This is a genomic window from Armatimonadota bacterium, assembly GCA_031432545.1.
In the GTDB taxonomy this organism is placed as follows: Bacteria; Sysuimicrobiota; Sysuimicrobiia; order Sysuimicrobiales; family Sysuimicrobiaceae; genus Caldifonticola; species Caldifonticola tengchongensis.
Window position 1 is genome coordinate 146,121 of sequence record JAVKGX010000003.1, and the last position, 21,778, is coordinate 167,898.

Annotated in this window: 21 protein-coding genes and 1 tRNA gene; 18 read left to right on the top strand and 4 right to left on the bottom strand. The window is 68.6% G+C overall.

All coding sequences use genetic code 11. The features are described 5' to 3' along the window. Positions 1 to 36 precede the first annotated feature (36 nt). From QN163_05340 to QN163_05415, 16 genes are all read left to right on the top strand, one after another. Positions 37 to 408: a V-type ATPase subunit subunit G family protein gene (locus tag QN163_05340; protein MDR5683435.1), complete on the top strand. Its 372-nt coding sequence runs from the start codon at positions 37 to 39 to the stop codon at positions 406 to 408. 40 nt (positions 409 to 448) lie between these two features. After that, complete coding sequence (locus tag QN163_05345) at positions 449 to 2,446, top strand: hypothetical protein (protein ID MDR5683436.1); 1,998 nt, start codon at positions 449 to 451, stop codon at positions 2,444 to 2,446. 1 nt (position 2,447) lies between these two features. Beyond that, a complete protein-coding gene (locus QN163_05350; protein ID MDR5683437.1) occupies positions 2,448 to 2,768 on the top strand; it encodes a V-type ATP synthase subunit K in 321 nt (106 codons plus the stop codon). Positions 2,769 to 2,925: 157 nt separating this feature from the next. Continuing rightward, positions 2,926 to 3,501, top strand: coding sequence for a V-type ATP synthase subunit E (locus QN163_05355; protein MDR5683438.1), 576 nt, complete (start codon positions 2,926 to 2,928; stop codon positions 3,499 to 3,501). 6 nt (positions 3,502 to 3,507) lie between these two features. Further along, on the top strand, positions 3,508 to 4,536 hold the full coding sequence (locus QN163_05360; GenBank protein MDR5683439.1) for a V-type ATPase subunit: 1,029 nt from the start codon (positions 3,508 to 3,510) through the stop codon (positions 4,534 to 4,536). 36 nt (positions 4,537 to 4,572) lie between these two features. Next, positions 4,573 to 4,893, top strand: coding sequence for a V-type ATP synthase subunit F (locus QN163_05365; protein MDR5683440.1), 321 nt, complete (start codon positions 4,573 to 4,575; stop codon positions 4,891 to 4,893). 18 nt (positions 4,894 to 4,911) lie between these two features. Beyond that, complete coding sequence (locus tag QN163_05370; GenBank protein ID MDR5683441.1) at positions 4,912 to 6,684, top strand: V-type ATP synthase subunit A; 1,773 nt, start codon at positions 4,912 to 4,914, stop codon at positions 6,682 to 6,684. A gap of 12 nt (positions 6,685 to 6,696) precedes the next feature. Next, positions 6,697 to 8,121 carry a V-type ATP synthase subunit B gene (locus tag QN163_05375; GenBank protein ID MDR5683442.1) on the top strand — a complete coding sequence of 475 codons (1,425 nt, stop codon included), beginning with the start codon at positions 6,697 to 6,699 and terminating at the stop codon, positions 8,119 to 8,121. Between the two features lie 76 nt (positions 8,122 to 8,197). After that, positions 8,198 to 8,842 carry a V-type ATP synthase subunit D gene (locus tag QN163_05380; GenBank protein ID MDR5683443.1) on the top strand — a complete coding sequence of 215 codons (645 nt, stop codon included), beginning with the start codon at positions 8,198 to 8,200 and terminating at the stop codon, positions 8,840 to 8,842. An 82-nt stretch (positions 8,843 to 8,924) separates the two neighbouring features. Then, positions 8,925 to 9,659 carry a DUF881 domain-containing protein gene (locus QN163_05385; protein MDR5683444.1) on the top strand — a complete coding sequence of 245 codons (735 nt, stop codon included), beginning with the start codon at positions 8,925 to 8,927 and terminating at the stop codon, positions 9,657 to 9,659. A gap of 21 nt (positions 9,660 to 9,680) precedes the next feature. Next, complete coding sequence (locus tag QN163_05390; GenBank protein MDR5683445.1) at positions 9,681 to 10,055, top strand: small basic family protein; 375 nt, start codon at positions 9,681 to 9,683, stop codon at positions 10,053 to 10,055. Between the two features lie 50 nt (positions 10,056 to 10,105). Continuing rightward, the gene (gene gap, locus QN163_05395) at positions 10,106 to 11,119 is read left to right on the top strand and encodes a type I glyceraldehyde-3-phosphate dehydrogenase (GenBank protein ID MDR5683446.1); all 1,014 of its coding nucleotides are present in this window, start codon (positions 10,106 to 10,108) and stop codon (positions 11,117 to 11,119) included. Positions 11,120 to 11,159: 40 nt separating this feature from the next. Next, complete coding sequence (locus QN163_05400) at positions 11,160 to 12,368, top strand: phosphoglycerate kinase (GenBank protein ID MDR5683447.1); 1,209 nt, start codon at positions 11,160 to 11,162, stop codon at positions 12,366 to 12,368. Positions 12,369 to 12,371: 3 nt separating this feature from the next. Continuing rightward, positions 12,372 to 13,145, top strand: a complete 774-nt coding sequence (gene tpiA, locus QN163_05405) for a triose-phosphate isomerase (protein MDR5683448.1) — start codon at positions 12,372 to 12,374, stop codon at positions 13,143 to 13,145. A 97-nt stretch (positions 13,146 to 13,242) separates the two neighbouring features. After that, a complete protein-coding gene (gene secG / locus QN163_05410) occupies positions 13,243 to 13,464 on the top strand; it encodes a preprotein translocase subunit SecG (GenBank protein MDR5683449.1) in 222 nt (73 codons plus the stop codon). A gap of 96 nt (positions 13,465 to 13,560) precedes the next feature. Continuing rightward, a tRNA-Leu gene (locus QN163_05415) sits at positions 13,561 to 13,645 on the top strand. 65 nt (positions 13,646 to 13,710) lie between these two features. Here QN163_05415 and QN163_05420 read toward each other — a convergent pair. The 4 genes from QN163_05420 to QN163_05435 all read right to left on the bottom strand — a co-directional run bounded on the left by QN163_05420 (position 13,711) and on the right by QN163_05435 (position 18,601). After that, positions 13,711 to 14,586, bottom strand: a complete 876-nt coding sequence (locus QN163_05420) for an ABC transporter permease (GenBank protein ID MDR5683450.1) — start codon at positions 14,584 to 14,586, stop codon at positions 13,711 to 13,713. Between the two features lie 10 nt (positions 14,587 to 14,596). Then, positions 14,597 to 15,706: an ABC transporter permease gene (locus QN163_05425; GenBank protein MDR5683451.1), complete on the bottom strand. Its 1,110-nt coding sequence runs from the start codon at positions 15,704 to 15,706 to the stop codon at positions 14,597 to 14,599. After that, complete coding sequence (locus QN163_05430) at positions 15,706 to 17,196, bottom strand: ABC transporter ATP-binding protein (protein ID MDR5683452.1); 1,491 nt, start codon at positions 17,194 to 17,196, stop codon at positions 15,706 to 15,708. Before QN163_05430 ends, QN163_05425 begins: the two co-directional genes overlap by 1 nt. A gap of 160 nt (positions 17,197 to 17,356) precedes the next feature. After that, complete coding sequence (locus QN163_05435) at positions 17,357 to 18,601, bottom strand: BMP family ABC transporter substrate-binding protein (GenBank protein ID MDR5683453.1); 1,245 nt, start codon at positions 18,599 to 18,601, stop codon at positions 17,357 to 17,359. Positions 18,602 to 18,756: 155 nt separating this feature from the next. Between QN163_05435 and fdrA the strand changes: the two genes are divergently transcribed. Next, positions 18,757 to 20,517: an acyl-CoA synthetase FdrA gene (gene fdrA, locus QN163_05440; GenBank protein MDR5683454.1), complete on the top strand. Its 1,761-nt coding sequence runs from the start codon at positions 18,757 to 18,759 to the stop codon at positions 20,515 to 20,517. A 10-nt stretch (positions 20,518 to 20,527) separates the two neighbouring features. Further along, complete coding sequence (locus tag QN163_05445; protein MDR5683455.1) at positions 20,528 to 21,769, top strand: DUF1116 domain-containing protein; 1,242 nt, start codon at positions 20,528 to 20,530, stop codon at positions 21,767 to 21,769. Positions 21,770 to 21,778 lie beyond the last annotated feature (9 nt).

The window sequence follows — 21,778 nt, forward strand, 5'->3', positions numbered from 1 at the left end:
CCGAGTATCCTGGGATCGGAGTTCGGAGGCACCGCCATGGCAGAGGGCCGCGCGCACCAGTCCAGGCCGAACATCTTGCAGTTGATCGCCCAGAGGGAACAGGAGCTCGAACAGCAACTCGCCCAGGCCAAAGCGGAGGCCGAGCGGATCGTCGCCGAAGCGCACGCGGAGGCCGAGCGGATCCGCGAGCGCGCGCGCCGGCAGGTCGCTGAACTCCAGCGCGAAGCGGAGCGGCGCGGCCGCGAGGAGGCACGGGCGATCGAAGAGGAGGTCGTGCGGCGCGCGCAGGAGGAGGCCGAGCGCATTCGCGAGCGCGCGCAGGAACGGTTCGAGGAAGCCGTGCGTACGGTCGTGCAGGCGGTGCTGCGCGGGCTCGACGAGCAGGCGGCCGAGCGCGGCGACGGGTGAGGGCGTTGGGCGGACGCGCGCCCGAGCGGGTGGTGATCGGATGATCGTAGAAATGAGCCGGGTGATCGTCCTGGGTCCCAAGCGTCTGCTGGGACAGGTGACGGAGGCGATCCAGCGGGTGGGCGTGATGCACGTCGACCGCGTCGAAGCGGAAGAGGTCCCCTCCGTCCGGCCGTTGGAGCCCGGCAGCGAAGAGGAAGCCCGCCGCCGGCAGCTGGAGGCGCTGTCGTCCCGCGTCGGGGGACTGCTGGCCCTGCTGCCGCGCGTCGGGGGGGAGCAGGAGATCCCGGATCTGTCCGGGCGGAGCCTCGAGGAGGTCGAGGCACTGCTCGAGCCGATCGAGCGCGAGGCCCGGGATCTCACCCGGCGCCGCCTGGAGGCGGAAGAAGAGAGGGAGCTGATCGCGGCCTACGAGAACGCGGTGCGGGTCCTGTCTCCCCTGCTGGGCGCACTGTCGGACAGCAAGCACTTCGAGACGTACGGCTTCGTGCTGAAGGGCAAGGCTCTGGACGCCGTCGCCGGCCTGCATAAGGAGCTCAACCGGCTGACCGAAGGCCGCGTCGAGGTGGTCAGCCGGCAGGTCGACGAGCGCCACGTCGGCGTCGTGGTAGCCTTCCACCGGCGCGACGCGGAAGCCGTGCGGTCGTTTCTTCAGCGGGCCAGCATCAGCGAGTTGCGGCTGCCGGCGAAGTTCGTAGGCCGGCCGGCGGCGGAGGCCATCCAGGAGATGGAGCGCCGGCGCCAGGCGCTCCCGCAGGAGATCGCCGAACTCGCACGTCTGCTGGAAGGCCTGAGCCGGCGTGCCCGGGCCACGGTCCAGGCGATCGAGGCGTATGTGCGCGACGAACTCGGCAAGCTCCAGGTCCTGCCACGCTTTGCGCAGTCGCGCTACACCTTCATCGTCCACGGGTGGGTGCCCACGCAGAAGGTGGGGCAGCTGCGCGGGGTGCTGCACCGGCAGTTCGGCGACGAGATCGTCGTTTACGACGCGCCTGCAGATCCCCACGACCACCACGAGGCCGCGCGTGTGCCGGTCATCCTGCAGAACCCGCCCTGGGCACAGCCGTTCACCCTCCTGCTGGGGCTGTTCAAGCCGCCCCGGTACGGGTACCTGGACCCGACGATCTGGGTGGCGATCTTCTTTCCCATTTTCATCGGGATGGTGATCGGGGATGCCGCCTACGGCCTGCTGTTCTTCTGGATGGGTTGGGGGTTGCGTAAGCGCGCGCGGGCCGGGGTCCCGCTGGGAGGTACGCCCCCCCGCGACCTCGCGGATCGGATCTTCCGCCTGCTCAACATCCGGATCGCTCCGCCTACCCTGGATGCGATCTCCTGGGTCGTGCGCGTCTGCGCGGCGTGGGTGATCCTGTTCGGTGTGCTGTACGGTGAATTTTTCGGCAACCTGATCGAACACCACTTCCACCTCGAGCCAATCTTCAACCGCGTCCACAACACCGACGCGTTTTTGCGGCTGATCTTCGGCTTCGGGATCGTACAGGTGTTCTTCGGCCTGGGGCTGCACATGCTCGGCGCCTTGCGGCACCGCAACTGGTTCCACACGCTGGAGGCGCTGGCGCTGGCCGCGGGCGGCGCGGCCCTGCTCGTGTTCTTGGCCGCGCGCGGAGGGTTCTTCCCGGCGGAGTTTGCGCCGGTGGCCGGGCTGCTGGCGCTGGCGTTCGGGATCATGTTTGTGGCGGTGTTCTTCGTCCGGGCCGGGTCGGTGCTGGAGAAGACGCTGTTGCCGCTGGAGTCGTTCTCGGCGCTCGGCCACATCCTCTCCTACGCGCGATTGTTCGCCCTCGGGCTGGCCGCGGCGCTGCTGGCCAACGTGGCCAACGAGCTCGGTGGCCAGGCGGGGCCGCTGATCGTGGGCATCTTCTTTGGCATCTTCATCCAGTTGTTCTTTGTGCTGCTGACCCTGATCGGGCACGTCATCCAGCCGGCCCGTCTCAACTGGGTCGAGTTCTTCACAAAGTTCAAGTACCATTCCGAGACCGGCGAGAAGTACCAACCATTCCAACGTGCGGGAGGTGAGTAGGTTGAAGCGAGCGTTGTTCGTCGTGGTCGTCGCGCTCACGGTGGTGGCGGTGGTGGCGAGTGGGGCGCTGGCGGCCGAGGCACCTGCGGCGCCGGGGGCAACGGGGCTGAACGCCGGCCTGCTGGGGATCGCCGCGGCGCTGGCGGTGGCGTTCGGCGCGGTCGGCACGGCGTGGGCCCAGTCACGGATCGGATCGGCCGCTGCTGGCGCCATGGCGGAGCGCCCGGAGATCGGCGGTCTGATGCTGGTCTTTTTGGCGCTGCCCGAGACGATGATCATCCTCGGGTTCCTGGTGGCGTTCTTCTTGATCGGCAAGATCTAGGCCGAAACGGAGCGAGCCGGGGGGACGCGCGTTGCCGCCGGCGGGCTCCCCGGGCGGATCCGGCAGGTGATCCGCCGCGAATCGTCACACGCCGCCGCAGACGGGATGCCCTGGGAGAGGGTACGCAATGGCGACGGCAACGGAAGCGAGGACGGGCATGGACTCTGAACTGATCGCGCTCCTCGAGCAGGAAGCGAATGCCGAGCGCGAACGGATCCTCACCGAGGCCCGACGGCGCGCCCAGAAGATCGTCGAGGACGCTCAGGCCGCTGCGGACGAGCAGATCGCGTCCCAGCGGCGCCGCGTCGACGCCGAGGTGGAGGCCGCGCGTGTGCGCGCGCGCGGGACGAGCAACCTGCGCGCGGCCTCGGTCCTGCTCCAGGCGAAGGACGAGACGATCGCATCGGTCTTCGCCGCCGCCGAGCGCGAGTTGGATCGGATCGCGTCTGATCGCCAGACGTACGAGCGCATCCTGGGGCGACTGCTCGCGGAGGCGGCGGAGGGCGTCGGCGGCCCCGTCGTCGAGTGCGCGGAAGAGGACGTGGCGGCCGTGCAGGAGACGGCGCGTCAGCTGGGTCTTGACGCAGAGGTCCGCCCGTCCCGTGACCTCCGTCGCGGCGTCCGCGTCCGCAGCGTGGACGGTCGCTTCGTGGTGGAGAACACCCTGCGCTCGCGGCTGGAGCGTGCGAAGGCGGTGCTCGTCGCTCAGGTCGCCGAACTCCTATGGGGCTAGCCCGGGATGCCGGACGACTTCGGGTACATCAACGCACGGGTCAAGGGCATGCGGTCCCGGTTGTTGCTGCCCGGCCGGATAGAGGAACTGCTGGCGCTGCCCGACCTCGACGGCTTGCTGGCGGCGCTGGGCAACACGCCCTATGGGCCCGAACTGCAAGAAGCCCTGACGCGCTATCAGGGCATCCGCGCCGTGGACGAAGCGCTGATGCAGCACTTCCAGAAGAACGTGCGCCGGATCCTCTCGTTCGCCGAGGGCAGGGCCAGGCAGCTGATCGAAGTCGTGTTGATGGACTGGGACCTCCACAACCTGCGTGCCGTTCTGCGGGCCAAGCACGCCGGCCGCAACCCGGAGGAGGTCACCGAGAACCTGGTGCCCGCTGGCCAGCTGACCGAGGTGCGCCTGCGCGAACTCGCCCAGCAGCCCGACGTCGCGGCGATCGCCTCCACACTGTCGACGTGGGGACACCCGCTGGCGGAGGCGCTGGTGGAGGGGCTGCGGGACTACCAGGAGACGAAGGACCTATTGGCGCTGGAACTCGGACTGGACCGCCACTACTTCGAGTGGGCGCTGCGGATGGCACGCGGATCCGGTCGCAGTGAGAGCGTCGTGCGCGAGATCGTCCAGATGGAGATCGATCACACCAACGTCAAGACGGCGCTGAAACTGCAGCGGATCCCGGACCTGCCGCGTGAGGACAGGCGCCGTTTCTTCCTCCCGGGTGGGGCCGTGGTCTCACCGGAGGTATTTTTGAACCTGGCCGATCCGCAGACGGCGGAGTGGGGCACCCGGGAGCTGCGCGCCCGCGGCATCCATCCGGAGGGCAGCACGATTGCCGACCAGGAGCGGTCGTTGGACGAGGAGTACGCGCGGCATCTGGCGCGCCTGTACCTGGGCGACCCGCTGGCCATCGACGTGGTGATCGGGTTTGTCGCGATGCTGTACAGCGAGATCCGCAACCTGCGGCTGATCGCCCGCAGCAAGGTGCTGGGCATCCCCCGCGACGTCGTGCGCAGGGAGATGGCCCTTGTGTAGGAACGCGATGAGCGATCAGCCCGCACCAGGCACCTCATGGCCACCCGGATCGCGATCCTGACCGATCCCGAGACCGCCACCGGTTTCCGGCTGGCCGGCGTCGAGGTCTTTGAGGCGGACACGCCGCAGGCGGCGCTGGAAATTCTGCGCAGCCTGATGTCCGGGGACTACGGCCTGGTCGCGGTCAACGAAGCGCTGCTGGCGGGGACGGAAGACGAGCGGGCCCGCCTGATGCGCGGCCGCGACATGCCGATCCTCGTGCCGTTCCCGGCCCCGAAGGCCCAGCTCGAGTCCGGGGAGGAGTACATCGCCCGGCTGGTCAAGGAGAACATCGGGTTCTACGTGAAGCTGAAGTAGGACGAGGGAGGGTACACCATGGCCAGCGCTGGCCGAATCGTCAAGATCTCCGGCCCGGCGGTGATCGCCGAGGGGATTCCCGGGGCACGGATGTACGACATCGTGAAGGTCGGGCAAGAGGGGCTGCTCGGCGAGATCATCCGCCTCGACGGCCCGACGGCGTTCGTCCAGGTCTACGAGGACACCTCGGGCCTATACGTCGGCGAGCCGGTCGTGTCCACGGGCGGACCGCTGATGGTCGAGCTCGGCCCCGGGATGTTGAACGCGATCTACGACGGCGTCCAGCGCCCGCTGAACGTCATCCAAGAGCGCGAGCAAACCCCCTTCATCCGCCGCGGTGTGGTCGTCCACAGCATCGATCGGGAGCGCACGTGGGAGTTTGAGCCGGGGGTAGCACCCGGTGACGAGGTCGGCCCCGGGGACGTGCTGGGCACCGTAAGGGAGTTCACGTTCACGCACCGCATCCTCGTCCCGCCAGACCACCGCGGGGGCCGGATCGCCGACGTCCGGGCCGGTTCGTACACGGTCGAGGCACCCGTCGTCCGGTTCGAGGACGGATCCACACTCAGTATGCTGCACCGGTGGCCTGTGCGGCAGCCGCGGCCCGTCCGGCGCAAACTCGATCCACGCGAGCCGTTCCTGACTGGCCAGCGGATCTTCGACGTGCTGTTCCCGATTGCGATGGGCGGGACGGCGGCGATCCCGGGTCCGTTCGGATCCGGGAAGACCGTCATGCAGCAGTCGCTCGCCAAGTGGGGCAACGCGCAGGTGATCGTCTACGTCGGGTGCGGAGAGCGCGGAAACGAGATGACCGACGTCCTGGTCGAATTCCCGGAACTCGAAGACCCGCTCACCGGCCGTCCTTTGATGGAGCGCACCATCCTCGTCGCGAACACGTCGAACATGCCGGTGGCCGCCCGCGAGGCCTCGATCTACGTCGGCGTGACGATGGCCGAGTACTTCCGGGACCAGGGCTATTCGGTGGCGCTGATGGCCGACTCCACGAGCCGCTGGGCCGAAGCGCTGCGGGAGATCTCCTCGCGTCTGGAGGAGATGCCCGCCGAGGAAGGCTACCCGCCCTATTTGGCCGCGAAGCTGGCGGCGTTCTACGAGCGGGCCGGCCGCGCCGTGCTCGTCGGGAAGCCCGAGCGCAACGGATCGATCACGATCATCGGCGCCGTCTCCCCGCCGGGCGGCGACCTGTCCGAGCCGGTCACCCAGTCGACGCTGAGGATCGTGGGCACGTTCTGGTCGCTGGACGCCAGCCTGGCCAACCGCCGGCACTTCCCGGCGATCAACTGGAACCGCTCGTACAGCCTGTACGCGGTCGGGTTGGAGCGCTGGTATCGGGAGAACGTAGCCGAGGACTTCGTCGAAGCCCGCAACGAGATCTCCGCGCTGCTGGCGCGGGAGGCGGAGCTGCTCGAGATCGTCCAGCTCGTCGGTCCCGACGCGCTGCAGGACGAGCAGCGTCTGGTGGTCGAGGTCGGGAAGATGATCCGCGAGGACTTCCTGCAGCAGTCGGCCTACTCGGACGTAGACGCCTACTGCCCGCCCGAGAAGTCCTACGGCATGGCCAAGGTGATCCTCGCCTTCTACCACGCCGCCTCCGATGCGCTGCGCCGCGGGGCGATGACGATCGACGATCTGCTCAACCTGCCGCTGCAGGCGGAGATCGCGCGGCTGAAGGAAGTGAGGCGCGAAGACTGGGAAGCCCGCTATACGGACATCATGAACCGGATCCCGCAGGCGTTCGGGGCGGCGGTCCCCGCGGCGGCGACGGGGGCATGAGGGAGGCCGGCGATGGAACTGGCGACGAAACGGTATCAGTCCCTCAGCTACATCTCGGGTCCGCTGCTGTTCGTGGAAGGTGCGCGCGACCTCTCCTACGGCGCGATCGTCAACATCCACGTCGGAGACGGCAGCGTGCGCGGCGGCCAGGTGATCGAGGTGTCCGAGAAGACCGCGGTCATCCAGGTGTTCGAGGAAACCCGCGGGCTGGACCTGGCGACGACCTCGATCAGCCTCCGCGAGGACGTGGCCCGCATCGGCGTCAGCCGTGAGATGATCGGCCGCCGGTTCAACGGGCTCGGGGAGCCGATCGACGGCCTGCCGCCGATCATCCCAGAAAAGCGCGTTCCCGTGATCGGTTCGCCCATCAACCCGGTGGCGCGCGAGAAGCCCGCGGAGTTCATCCAGACCGGGATCAGCACGATCGACGGCCTGAACACGTTGGTGCGGGGGCAGAAGTTGCCCATCTTCTCGGGATCGGGCCTGCCGGGCAATGAGATCGCCGCGCAGATCGCGCGGCAGGCGAAGGTCCCCGGACAAGAAGAGGCGTTCGCCGTCGTGTTCGCCGCGATGGGGATCACGCAGCGCGAAGCCTCGTTCTTCATCGAGGAGTTCGAGTCCACGGGTGCGCTGAGCCGTTCGGTGGTGTTCATGAACCTGGCCGACGATCCAACGATCGAACGGCTGATGACGCCGCGCGTGGCGCTGACGACCGCGGAGTACCTCGCGTTCGAGCTGGACACCCACGTGCTGGTGATCCTCACGGACATGACAAACTACTGCGAGGCGCTGCGCGAGATCGGCGCCGCGCGTGAGGAGATCCCCGGCCGTCGTGGGTATCCCGGGTACATGTACACCGACCTGGCCACGATCTACGAACGGGCGGGCAAGATCCGCGGGAAGAAGGGGTCGATCACCCAGATCCCGATCCTGTCGATGCCCGACGACGACATCACCCACCCGATCCCAGACCTCACCGGCTACATCACCGAGGGGCAGATCCTGTTGAGCCGGGGGCTGCACCGCCAGGGCATCTATCCGCCGATCACGCCCCCGGGATCCCTGTCACGGCTGATGAACAACGGGATCGGAAAGGGCCGGACGCGGGAGGACCACAAGCAGGTCTCCGACCAGCTCTACTCCGCCTACGCGAACGGGCTGGACCTGCGGCGGCTGGTGGCGATCATCGGCGAGGAAGCTCTGACCGACCTGGACCGGCTGTACCTGAAGTTCGCCGAAGAGTTCGAGCGCGTCTTCATCGGTCAGGGCAACACGGACCGGTCGATCGAGGAGACGCTGACGCTGGGATGGGGGCTGCTGTCGGTGTTCCCCAAGACCGAGCTCAAGCGGTTGAGCCAGGATCACATCAACAAGTACTATGGTGCGGCGATGGAGGAGATCTGGGGCCGAAAGGGAGATCGGTTGAGTCAGATGTGAGCGAGCAGCCCCGGCGAGACGCCGTGGCGGCCGACGTCGAAGCGAGGAAGTCCCGGTACGGGCTCCGGACAGATTGATGCAGACGCTGAGTCCCACCCGCATGAACCTGCTGCAGCGCAAGAACCAGTTGCGCATCGCGCGGCAGGGCGTCGATCTGCTCAAGCGCAAGCGGGACGCGTTGGTGGCGGACTTCTTCAACGTGGTGCGCCAGGCGCTGGCCGCGCGCGAGCGGCTGAACGCGGCGTGCGAGAAGGCCTACGTCGTGCTGAGCCTGGCCAAGGCGGTCGAGGGGCGGCAGGCACTGGAGGCCGCGTCGATGGCGGACAGCCGGCGGCTGCTGGTGAACGTCGAGATCCACAACATCTGGGGAATCAAGGTGCCGGAAGTGCGTGCCCCGGAAGTCCGTCGGCCGGTGCTGGAACGCGGGATGAACCCCGCGGCGGTGAGCGCCCGCACCATCGAGAGCGCTGACAACTTCGAGGAAGTGGTGGCCGCGATCCTCGAGGTGGCCAGCACGGAGATCAAGCTGCGCAAGATCGGCGAGGAGATCAAGAAGACCACTCGTCGCGTCAACGCGCTGGAGCAAATCGTGATCCCGCGCATCCAGGTGGAGATCCGTTACATCAACGACGTGCTGGAGCAGCGGGCCCGCGAGGATGTCTTCCGGCTGAAGCGCATCAAGAAGAAGCTGGAAGCCAAACACGCAGCGGCCAGCCCGTGAGCGAGCAGCGGCGGACGCCACACGGGGGGCGGAGTGCCCGACCAGCGCTTCTCCTCGACCACCCCCGTATACTGGAACCGTGATGCGGCGCCTCCCCTTCACGCGCCTGCAAATTGTCCTCACCGCGGTGCTGCTGGCCGCGGGATTCCTGGTGGCCTGGCAGCTCCGGATCGAGAACCTGGTCCGCCGGGAGCTGCGCATCTCCTCTCAGCGCCTGGAAGAGCTGGCGTTCCTGCTGGAAGAACAGGCCCGTTACCGCGAGCGGCTGGAGGCCGAAATTGCCAGCCTGCGGGATCAGCTCGCGGCCTACGAGGACGCTGCGGCCCGCGACCAGGGGGCGTTGCTCCAGGTGCGCCGACAGCTGCGGGCGCTGCGGCTTCAGGCGGGACTGGAAGCAGTTGCGGGTCCGGGCGTGGTGGTCGAGATGCGCGACAGCCTGCGGCCGCTGCAGCCGGGAGACGACCCCAACCTTACGATCATCCACTATACGGACATACACGCGGTCGTCGCCGCGCTGTGGGCCGCCGGCGCCGAGGCCGTGGCGTTGAACGGCGAACGCATCGTCGCCAGCACGGGCCTGAGCTGTGTGGGCACGACCATCCTGTGCAACGCGAAACGCATCGCTCCTCCGTACGTCGTCACGGCGATCGGCGACCCGGGAAAACTCTACGAGGCCCTGACGGGCCCCGGCAGCCCCGTGCGTCTGCTGCGGGCCTTCGACTTCCCGGTCCAGGTCACACGGGCGCGGCGGCTGGTGGTGCCTGCGTACCGCGGCGGCTTCCGCTTCTCGCACGTCAGACCCGATACGAGCGACTGACTTCCTGCCGGGGGTGTCGTCATGTGGCTACCTCTCGTCGGCCTGATCGCAGGTGTTCTGCTCGGGCTCCTCGTGGGCATCGAGATTCCGCTGGGCTTCGTCAAGTACACGGCCATCGCCGTGCTCGCGGCCCTGGACACGATCCTCGGTGGGGTGCGGGCACAGCTGGAGAAGCGGTTCGATCTGATGGTGTTCACAAGCGGATTCCTCGTGAACACCTCGTTCGCCGCGCTGCTGACCGCGATCGGGGACCTGCTCGGGGTGGACATCTACCTGGGGGCGGTGATCGTGTTCAGCATGCGGATCTTCGACAACGTGAGCTACGTCCGCCGGGACCTGCTGCGCCCGTACACGCGTGAGGGTGGGGCGGCAGCGCAGACTGCGGTGGACGGCTGATCTACGGGCGTCCCGTTTCACGGGTGGCCAACGGCAGGAGGAGGATTCCGATGGCGGTGCGTGTGGGCATCAACGGCTTTGGAAGGATCGGACGGCAGGCGCTGAAGGCGATGCGTGAGCGCGCCCGGGGCGTCGTGCAGGTCGTGGCGGTTAACGATCTGGTCGACGCCGAGATGAACGCGCACCTGTTCAAGTACGACACCAACTACGGGATGTATCCGGGCAGCGTGGAGGTGCGCGACGGGGCCATCGTCATCGACGGAGACGAGATCCGGGTGTTCGCCCAGCGCGACCCGGCAGCCGTCCCGTGGCGCGACGTGGGCGTGGAACTCGTCGTGGAGTCGACCGGACTGTTCACCGACGCGAACCGGGCGCGGGGGCACATCGAGGCCGGAGCGAAGAGGGTCATCATCTCCGCGCCGGCCAAGAACGAGGATCTGACGATCGTGCTGGGCGTCAACGAGGACCGGTACGATCCCAGCCGCCACCGCATCGTCTCGAACGCGTCCTGCACGACGAACGGGCTCGCGCCGGTGGCGCGCGTGCTGTACGAGGAGTTCGGGATCGACAAGGGCGTGCTGACGACCGTCCACGCCTACACGAACACGCAGCGGCTTCTGGACCTGGCGGCGGCGGACCCGCGTGATGCGCGCGCCGCCCCGATGAACATCGTCCCGTCGGAGACGGGCGCGGCCAAGGCCGTAGGGCTGGTGATCCCGGAGCTGCAGGGCAAGTTCACGGGGATGGCCTTCCGGGTTCCCGTGTCCACCGTCTCGGTGATCGACTTCACGGCGGTGACCCGGCGGGACGTCGACAAGGCGACGGTGAATGAGACGATGAAGCGCTGGTCCGAGGAGAAGTTGCGAGGGATCCTCGCGTACACCGAGGAGCCGCTGGTGAGCAGCGACCTGAAGGGGAACGAACACTCGTCGATCTTCAGCGCGATGGACACGCTGGTCGTGGGCGGCAACCTGGTCAAGGTGATCGCGTGGTACGACAACGAGTGGGGGTACGCATGTCGGGTGGCGGACCTGGCACGATACATGGCGGAGAGAGGGGTGTAGCGGCCGCCCCCCTGCGCCTGGCAGCATTTGTGCAACGGAGATGACGAAGAAGACCGTCCGGGACGTAGACGTCCGCGGCAGGCGGGTCCTGGTGCGGGTGGATTTCAACGTTCCGCTGGACGACAGAGGAACGATCACCGACGACCGCCGGATCCGCGAAGCGCTGCCGACGATTCGCCACCTGCTCGATGCAGGCGCTGCGGTCATCCTCATGTCGCACCTGGGGCGTCCGAAGGGCAAGGTGGTCGAGTCGTTGCGGCTGCGCCCGGTGGGCCGTCGCCTCGCCGAGCTGCTGGGGCGGTCCGTGGCGACGCTGGGCGACTGCGTCGGCGAGGAGGTCGAGGGTGCCGTCGCCCGCATGGAGCCCGGGGACGTCGTGCTGCTGGAGAACCTCCGGTTCCATCCCGAAGAGGAGGCGAACGACCCAAAGTTCGCTGCACGCCTCGCACGGTTGGGCGACCTGTACGTCAACGATGCGTTCGGGACCGCCCACCGGGCCCACGCGTCGACGGTCGGGGTCGCGCGGTACCTCCCCGCGGTCGCCGGGCTGCTGATGGACAAGGAGATTCGTTTCCTCAGCCGCGTACTCGAAAGCCCCGACCGTCCGCTCGTGGCCGTCCTGGGGGGCAAGAAGGTGTCTGACAAGATCGGGGTCGTGCGTAACCTCCTGACGCTGGCCGATAGCGTCCTGATCGGAGGTGGGATGGCCTACACGTTCTTGCGGGCGCAGGGGCACAGGGTGGGCGCCTCGCTCCTGGAGGAAGACAGAGTCGCGCTGGCGGCGGAGTTGCTGGAGCAAGCGCAACGCTCGGGCGTCGAGCTGCTGCTGCCCTCCGACGTCGTGGTGGCCGACCGGTTGGCCCCCGAGGCGCGGACCCAGGTCGTCTCCGCCGACGCCATCCCGGACGGGTGGATCGGCCTGGACATCGGCCCGCAGACCGCGCGCCGCTTCGCGCAGATCGTTCGGGGCGCCGGCCTGGTCGTCTGGAATGGACCCATGGGTGTCTTCGAAATGCAGCCGTTCGCAGCCGGCACGCGCGCGATCGCCGAGGCGGTGGCGGAGTGCGGGGGAACCGTGATCGTCGGCGGGGGGGACTCCGCGGCGGCACTCGAGCAGTTCGGCCTCGCCGATCGGGTGGACCACATCAGCACCGGTGGCGGGGCCTCCCTGGAGTTTCTCGAGGGCAGGCAGCTGCCCGGGATCGCCGTCCTGCAAGACGACGACGCCCCACCGGACGACGGGGAGTAGCGGATGCGGGCGCGCCTACCCCTCATCGCCGCGAACTGGAAGATGCACAAGACTGCCGGCGAGGCGCACGCCTTCTGCGATGTCGCGCTCCCGCGGTTGCTCGCGCTGACCGACGACGTGGAGGTGGCGCTGTGCCCCCCGTTCACGGCCCTGCACGCGGTCGCAGAGCGCGTTCGGGCGACACCGGTCCGCCTGGGGGCGCAGGACCTCCACTGGGAGCGGGCGGGTGCGTTCACAGGGGAGGTGTCCGGTCCGATGCTCGTCGCCGCCGGCTGCACGTACGTGATCGTGGGGCACTCGGAGCGGCGCGAGCTGTTCGCAGAGACCGACGATCGGGTGCGGCGGAAGGTGAGGGCGGCCTTCGACGCGGGGCTGGTGCCCATCCTGTGCGTCGGCGAGACGCTTCGGGAGCGCCAGGACCGCCTCACCGAGGAGCGGATCGCCGCACAGCTGGCCGAGGGAACCGCGTCCATCACGTCCGAGGAGGCCGCACGGTTGGTCATCGCCTACGAGCCGGTCTGGGCGATCGGCACCGGCCGTGCCGCCACCCCCGAAGACGCGCGCCGCGTCATCGGATGGATCCGGGACGTGATGCGCCAGCGCTTCGGCCCGTCGGCGGACCGGATGCGCATCCAGTACGGGGGCAGCGTCAATCCGGACAACGCCGCCGGCTTCCTGCAGCACCCGGAGATCGACGGGTCGCTGGTCGGCGGCGCGAGCCTGGACCCGGAGGCGTTCGTCCGGATCGTCGAGGCGGCGTTGCCCGCGAGGGTGTAGCATCCAGTTGCAGGTCGGCTGCACTTCAGGGGGTTTGCCGACGGGGTGGCCGTCTGTTAGCATGGCGGAGGTTGTTGACGCCAAACGAGGTGGGACTTTGGACAGGGCGCTTCTGATCGTGCACTTCGTGCTGGCGGCCACGCTGATCGGGCTGGTCATCCTCCAGGGACCCAAGGGCGAAGGCCTGGGAGCCATCGGCGGCAGCGCGCGGCTGTTCCACGGCCCTCGGCCCCGCGAGACGTTTTTCACGCGCACGACGGCCATCTTCTCGGTGCTCTTCGCGCTCAGCGCCATGTACCTGGCCTTCGTTCCCCGCTGATCGAGACATCTCGGACCGTCTGTGGTGCGTGGTCGGTTGGCTCGCTATAATCCAAAGGCGGAGGTTCGACGAAGACGTGGTCGGCCTCCACGTTGTGCCCGGATGGCGGAATTGGCAGACGCGCACGTTTGAGGGGCGTGTGGGGAAACCCGTGGGAGTTCGAATCTCCCTCCGGGCACCAACCTTGCGGGGCCGACCCGGCCGACACCCCGCAGGCGGACATCCTGGTCCGCTTCCGATCTCCGGCTAGTCCGACGGGTATGGCAGGCCTAGGGCTTCGGGCTTCGCCAAGCCCCACCGCGTGCGAAACCACGGTGTGGAGATGATCGTCAGGATCAAAATCGTCGTCACGAAGGGGACCGCGCGCCAGACGTAGCGGGAGAAGACGCCGGGCAGGACGAGTTCGGGACTCAGCGACAGCTGCCACATCGTGCCGAACAGAACTGACCCCACGAGCAGGATCCACGGGTTCCACATCGCAAAGAACACCAGGGCGAGGCTCACGAACCCCCATCCGCCGAGGAAGTTGTAGTTCCACACCGGGTTGTACGACAGCGTGTAGGCGGCTCCCGCCAGTCCACCCAGGGCGCCCCCGACGAGCGTGCACCCGTAGCGGGTGAGCGCGACGTTGATCCCCGAAGCGGCCGCGGCGGCGGGGTTTTCCCCCACGGATCGGATGGCGAGCCCAAGACCCGTTCGGAACAGTACGAACCAGGCGACGCAGACCAGCGCCACCGCCAGGTACGGGAACGGCGAAAGCCCCCCGATCGTGGAGATGCGCTCCATGCCCAACGGTCCGGTGTAGGGGTTGCCGATGTACGTGGTGAGGCCGAAGCTCAAAATCCAAAGGCCCATCCCGCTCACGACCTGGTCGCCGCGCAACGTTACGGAGACGAAGGCATGCACCAGCCCCAGCAGCGCTCCGACCGCGACCCCGGCGGCCAGTCCGAGCCCGTGGTCGCCCGCAGTCTGGGCGACGATGAACCCCAGCGTGCCGCCGAACAGCATCACGCCCTCCAGGCCGACGTTCAGCACACCGGATCGCTGGTTGGTCGTCTCGCCCAGGGCCGCCAGCAGGAAGATCGCCGACGCTTCCAGGCTGCGCAGAAGCAGTTCCGACATGCCTCGCTCCTCACGCGTGCTCGGCGGTCGACTCCGCAAGCGCCGGGGCGGCCTGCGCCCGCGGGCGCAGCCGGAGCCGGTCGAGGAAGTGAGACGCCACGAACGTCACCATGAGCAGCCCCAGCATCGCGTAGTCGACGCCGAACGGCAGGTGCAGCGCGCCCTGGGCGAAGCGGCCGCCCAGCGACAGCCCGGCGAACAGCACCGCGACCGGGACCGCGCCCAGCGCGCTGCCGCGGGCGATCAACGCGCAGATGATGCCGTAGAAAGCCAGGTCGCCGTAGTAACCGTAGTTGGTGGGGATCTTGTACAGACCGGGCACGGCCGCGAAGTAGTGGTAGCCGGCGAGCCCGGCGAAGGCGCCTCCGGTCGCGAACACCCAGACGGAGACGCGCAGCGGGCTGATCCCCCCGTACCGGGCGGCGGGAGGGCTGTGGCCGAAGGCCCGGACCCTGTAACCGGCGGCTGTCCGGGCGAACAGCCAGTCCAGCACGGCCGCGCCGGCCAGCGCGACCAGCGCGGTGATCGGCACACCGGCCATCAGGGGTGCGCGCAGCGTCTCGGGCAAAGCGAAGCTCTCGCCCTCCGCCGTGGCGCTCATGAAGGGGCCGCCCTCCTTGATGAAATCGGAAACCAGCCAGAAAAGGATCGAGTTCAGCATCATCGTCACGAGGATCTCGTTCACCTGGAGGCGGGCACGCAGCACGCCGGTGAGGGCGGCCAGTGCGGCTCCGGCGGCGGCCGCCGCGACAACCATCAGGACGACGTATCCGGTGCCGGGTGTGAAGGTGGACGCCGGGTCATGGACTCCCAGCGCGAACGGCACCGCGAAGGCCCCCAAACTGCCGGCGAAGACCTGCCCGGGCAGACCGATGTTCCACAGCCCGCCGCGCAGCGGGATCAAGAAGGCGAACGTGCACAGGACGAGGTAGATCGCCCGGTGAAGGGTGGCCACGAATCCATGCAAGTTGGCGAACGCATACGAGAAGATCATGCGGTACGCGGCGAGGACGCCGCCTTCAGCCGGCAAAAACAAAAGAGCCGACAGCGCCAGTGCCAGCAGGATGGCAGCCGCGGGGCCCACCAGAGCCCGCGTGATGCCGCGTGCTGTCCCTTCCACTAGACCGCCTCCGCCGGCTGCAGGCCGGCCATCATCGCACCGACGGTCTGCGGCGTCACCTGGTCCCGCGGGAGTACGGCGACGAAGCGCCCCTCGTACATGGGCGCAACACGGTCGGCCACGGAGAGGATCTCGTCGAGGTCTTCGGAGATCAGCAGAACCGCGGCGCCCCGCGCTCGGGCTTCGAGGAGCTTGGCGCGCACGAATGCGGCGGCCTCCACATCCAGACCCTGCGTGGGCAGGTGCGCTACGATGCACCGCGGCTCGCGCGACAGCACGCGGCCGAGGATCAGTTTCTGGAGGTTCCCGCCGGACAGGTGCTGCGCGCGGACTTTCGTGTGCGGCGCACGGATGTCGAACGTCGACATGATCCGCGCCGTCAGTTGTTCCAGCACCGTCGGGTCGAGCAGGCCGCGGCGGCAGACCCTGCCGTCAAAGTGATAGTTGAGCGCGGTGTTCTCCACCAGCGAGAAGGCTCCGACGGAGCCCACGGTCGACCGCTCGGCCGGGACGTAACCCATGCCGATCCGCCAGCGGTCCAAGGGCCCAAGACCCGTGATGTCGCGACCGGCGAAGACCACCTTCCCCGAGGCAACGGGCCGCAGTCCGGCGAGGACCTGGGCCAGTTCATCCTGTCCGTTGCCGGTCACACCGGCGACGCCGAGGATCTCGCCCTCGCGCAGGTCGAAGGACATCCCGCGGATCGCGAGCGTCCCTCGGTCGCCGTACGCGGAGAGATCCTCCACTGACAGGAGCACGCGGTCCCCGGGGGCCTGCGGATGCGCATCCCGCGCCGGCACGTCATGTCCGATCATGTGGACGACCAGGTCGTGTTCGGTCGCATCCGCGGTGCGCAGGCGTGCGACCACCCTGCCCGCCCGCAGGACGGTGATGGAGTCGGCGGCGCGCATGACGATCGGCAGCTTGTGGGTCACGAGCAGGACCGTCACACCGTGCTCACGCACCAAGACATCGAGTGCGGCAAGCAACGTCTCCACCTCGGGGGGCGTGAGCGTAGCCGTCGGTTCATCGAGGATCAGAATCGCTGCCTGGCGGTACAGCGCCTTGAGGATCTCCACCCACTGCTTTTCTCCCTCGGAGAGCTGCCAGATCTTGGCGTCCAGATCGACGCGGAGTCGGTAGCGCGCGCACAGCGCTTCCACCTCCCGCCGCACGGATCGCAGGTCCAGCAGCCCCCGCGCGCGGGGATGCCCGAGCACGATGTTCTCCAGCACGTTGTGGGCGGTGACGAGGCGGCGGGTCTGGTGCACCATGCCGATCCCGGCGTCCAGCGCATCGTGGGCCGACCGGAAGTGCACCCTCCTGCCTCGCAGGTAGATCTCGCCTCCGTCCGGCTCCACCAGACCGAACAGGACGTTCATCAACGTCGTCTTGCCCGCTCCGTTCTGTCCGAGGACGGCGTGCACCTCACCGGCACGGACCTCCAGATCGACGCGGTCGAGGGCGAGCACGCCGGGAAAGCGCTTCACAATCCCTCGCGCCGCGAGGATCACGTCGGGCGGGGAACCGTCAGGCGTCGGCTGCGGCATTGCGGACGCGGTGCCCTGCGGGCGCAAACGTGCGGCGAGGACAGCCCTGCGTGTCCGGGGCTGTCCCCGCCCGCCGCGCTGCCGTCCTCGCGGGACGGGCTCACCTCAAGATGGTAATGCCGTTCAGATCGAAGTTGAACTGCGACAGCAGCCACTCGTCGGTCGGCATCACACCGGCTCTCTTCACGACAGTGCCCTTGGGAGGGATCGGGGTGCCGCGCAGGGCCAGTCCCGTGCCGTTGCTCACGAGCGCGTGTGCCTGGAACGGGTCCCACTCACCGCGCATCATCTGCTGGCGCCGCTGCGTCACGAGCCGGAGGATCGAGGCCGGGATCATCGGACGGGCTCTGGGGCTGATCGCGTCGACGCCGACCCGCCGGTTGTTCATGATGTCCACGGCGGAGACGACCGTCCCGTCCGCTAGCGTCATCGTGTCCCGCATGCCCAGATACAACAGGTTGCGCGGGTTGCGGTTGCCCGCCAGGTAGTCCCGGACCATTCGGTCGTAGATCACTTCCCAACGCGTGTCGAACGAGACCGCGACCGTGTTGGTGTCGGACCACCCGTAGAAACCCACGATGTCCATGTCCTTGCCGACGAACCAGATCCGCCGCTCCTGGGCGACGTCCAGCGGCGATCCGGAGTCGGTCTGCTGGGTGAGCACGTCCACGCGCTGCTGGCTGACCAGCGCCCGCGCCACGTCGCGCTCCTCGGTCGGCTTGTACCAGTCGCCGACGTACTTCACGTAGACGTTGATGCGTTTGTTCAGGGTGCGGGCGGCGTCCTGCACGCCCAGGAAGAAACCGGCAGTGCGGCGGATGACCTGGATGTTCGGGAAGGCCGATACGATACCGATGTTGCCGGTACGGGTGAGCGCGCCCGCGATCAGGCCCTCGAGGTACAGCGCCTGATACTGGCGGGGGAAGTAGCGGATGAAGTTGCGCTTGCGGCTGACGTCGCTGGCCACCACCGAGCCGAAGTAGACGTTGGGGTACCGGTCCGCGATCTCTCCCAGCGGCAGCCCCATGAACTCAGCGTTGCCCACCACGATGCCAGCACCCTGGCGGATGAGTGCCTCCGCGAAGGGCACCGTCGAGTCGGGAGCCACCTCCTCACGGTACACGTACCGCACGTTGGGGTACTTCTGTGCGATCCTCTGCCCGGCGCGGTGGTGGGCGCCGGACCACGTGGTGCCGCGGATCACGCTGAAGTGCAAGATCGCCAGCGTCGTCTGCTGCTGCGGGGCGGCGAGCGTGGAGGTGAACTGCGCGGATCCGACCAGGAGGCCGAGCACCACCAGGAGTGCAGCTCCCCGGAACCACGACGATCGGAGCGGACACGGCATGCGATCTTCCCCCCTCTGCGGCGGAATGTGATGCCTTGGGTTTCGCGCGGGGGGTGCGCGATTCCTCCGTCACGTGTCTTCCCGACGCTGGAAACCGCACGCCGCGGTCGGGGACGGCAGGGAGGGCCCATCCGGGCAGGGAAACAGTAGGCGACATGGTGGTCCGTGCAGTCCTGCGAAAGGGCAGCTACCACGACTCGGTGTCTTTGATGCAGGCCCAGCGCGCCCTCCGCGACCTGCCCGGCGTCGAGGAGGCGGGGATCGTGATGGGGACGCCCGCCAACCTGGAGATGCTGCGGGCCGCTAGCCTGGACGCGCCGGAGCTGGCTCGGGCGGGACCCGACGACTTGGTCGTGGTGGTGCGCGCGCACACCGAGGCGGCGGCCCTCGACGCGTTAGGCCGGATCGACGCGCTGCTGACCCGCCGCCCCTCGGCGGGCGGTGAGGAGTACCTGCCCAAGAGCATCCGGACGGCGCGGGCGACCCTCGAGGGCGCCAACCTGGCGCTCGTGTCGGTGCCCGGCCGGTTCGCCGCCCCGGTCGCGGAGGAGGCGCTGCGCGAGGGGCTGCACGTCATGGTGTTCAGTGACAACGTGCCGGTCGACGACGAGGTGCGGCTGAAGGCGCTGGCTGCCCAGCGCGGGTTGTTGGTGATGGGGCCGGACTGTGGGACGGCGCTCATAGGGGGCGTCGGCCTGGGGTTCGCCAACGCCGTTCGGCGCGGACCGGTGGGGATCGTCGCCGCTTCGGGAACGGGGCTGCAGGAGGTCAGCTCGTTGCTGCACCGGTGGGGCAGCGGTGTCTCGCATGCCCTCGGCACCGGCGGACGAGACCTGTCTGATCGCGTCGGCGGCGCCGCGTTCGAGGCGGGGTTGGCGGCGCTCGCTGCGGACGAGCGGACGCGCGTCATCGTCCTGCTGTCGAAGCCGCCGTCCGCCGAGGTGGCCGGGCGTGTGCTGGCAATGGCCGCCGGATGCGGGAAACCGGTCGTCGTCAACTTCCTCGGCGCCGCCGGACGTCCTCCGGTCGGAGACGTACACTTTGCGACCACGCTGCACGACGCCGCGGCGATGGCCGCCGCGCTTGGCGGGGTTCGTGTGCCGGAGCCGGAGGAGTCGGCGCTGCCGGCGCTGGAGGCGTTCCGCTCGGCGCCGGGTGCGCGGTGGATCCGCGGTCTGTACAGCGGCGGGACCCTTTGTGCCGAAGCGCAGGTGGTGGTGCGCGACCACGTAGGTCCGGTGTGGTCCAATGCGCCCTTGGAGCTCCAGTGGCGTCTGGACGACCCGCTGCGCAGCCGGGAGCACACGGTCGTCGACTTGGGCGCAGACGAGTTCACCGTAGGGCGGCTGCACCCCATGCTCGACCCGGAGGTGCGCAACAGACGGATCGTCGAGGAGGCGGCCGACCCCGAGGTGGCAGTCGTGCTGCTGGACGTCGTGCTCGGATACGGCGCGCACCCCGACCCCGCGGGCGAAGTCGCCTCGGCGGTGGAGGAGGCCCAGCGGAAGGCGGACCGGCGGGTGGTGTTCGTGGCGTCGGTGTGCGGGACGGACGCCGACCCGCAGGGACACACAGCGCAGATCACGGTCCTGCGCGAGGCCGGCGTGCACGTCGAGGAGACCAACGCGCGGGCGGCGCGGTTCGCCGGCCGCGTTGCGGAGGCTGTGGGGGCGCGCACCGGCGATGCCCCGCCGCTTGCAGCGCTGCATGCCACCCAGGGTTCCGCGACGGTGCCGCGCGTGTCCGATGCGATCCAGCGGTTGTTGCGCGACGGGCCGCGCGTGGTGAATGTCGGCTTGGCGCTGTTCGAGCAGAGCCTGCGGGCCCAAGGGACGCCCGTCGTCTCGGTAGACTGGCGCCCGCCCGCCGGGGGCGACGCGGAGATGATGAACCTGCTGGCGAAACTGGGAGGGTGACAGGGATCCCATGGACATCGACGCGGCCAACGAAACCGCCGTGCGCAGGGTGCTGGACGCGCACCCCGTCCTCGTCGGAGTGGGGCGTGCCCTGGACGTCGTTCCGGGCATGCGCCCCAATCTGTTGCTCCACGCCGGGCCCCCAATTCCGTGGGACCGGATGTCGGGCCCGCTGCGCGGGGCGGTGATCGGTGCGTTGCTGTACGAAGGGCTCGCCCGTGATGCCGAGCACGCCCAATACCTGGCCGCCTCAGGCGAGATCGAGTTCGAACCCTGCCACCACCACGCCGCCGTCGGTCCGATGGCCGGGGTGACGTCGGCCTCGATGCCCGTGTACATCGTGGAGAACCGCGCGCACGGCAACCGCGCATACTCCAATCTCAACGAGGGCTACGGCAAGGTCCTGCGCTACGGAGCCTACAGCGCGGACGTGCTCGACCGGCTCCGGTGGATCAACGAGCGGCTCGCGCCTGCAATCGGCCGCGCCCTGGAGCTTGCGGGCGGGCTGGACATGAAGGCGACGATCGCCCGGCAGTTGACGATGGGCGACGAGGGCCACAACCGCAACATCGCAGGCTCGGCAATGTTCGCACGGATGCTGGCCCCGCACCTGGCAAGAGCCGACCTGGATGCACAGACACTGCACGACGTGCTGCGCTACCTGGCGGACAACGATCTGGCGATCCTCAACCCCGTGATGGCGGCGTGCAAGGCGACGATGGACGCCGCCCACGGCATTGAGGGCAGCACGCTGGTCACCTGCATGGCCCGCAACGGCACGGATTTCGGGATCCGCGTCTCGGGTCTGGGAGACAGGTGGTTCACCGCGCCGGCCGACATCCCCAAGGGCCTGTACTTCCCCGGATTCCGGGAGGAAGACGCCAACCCCGACATCGGCGACTCGACGATCACCGAGACCGCGGGCATCGGCGCGTTCGCGATGGCCGCCGCGCCGGCGATCGTCAAGTTCGTGGGCGGGTCGCCGCGCGATGCGTTCGCCGCAACGATGGAGATGTACGAGATCACGTTGGCCGAAAACCCGGCGTTTGGGATCCCGCAACTCGACTTTCGGGGGACGCCGACCGGCATCGACATCCGCAAGGTCGTGCGCACCGGCCTCACACCGCGCATCAACACCGGCATCGCCCACCGCGACGCCGGTGTGGGGCAGGTGGGCGCCGGGCTCGTTCGGGCGCCGATCGCGTGCTTCGAACAGGCCGTACGGACCATGGCGCACCTCGCGTCGCGTTAGGCCACCTGG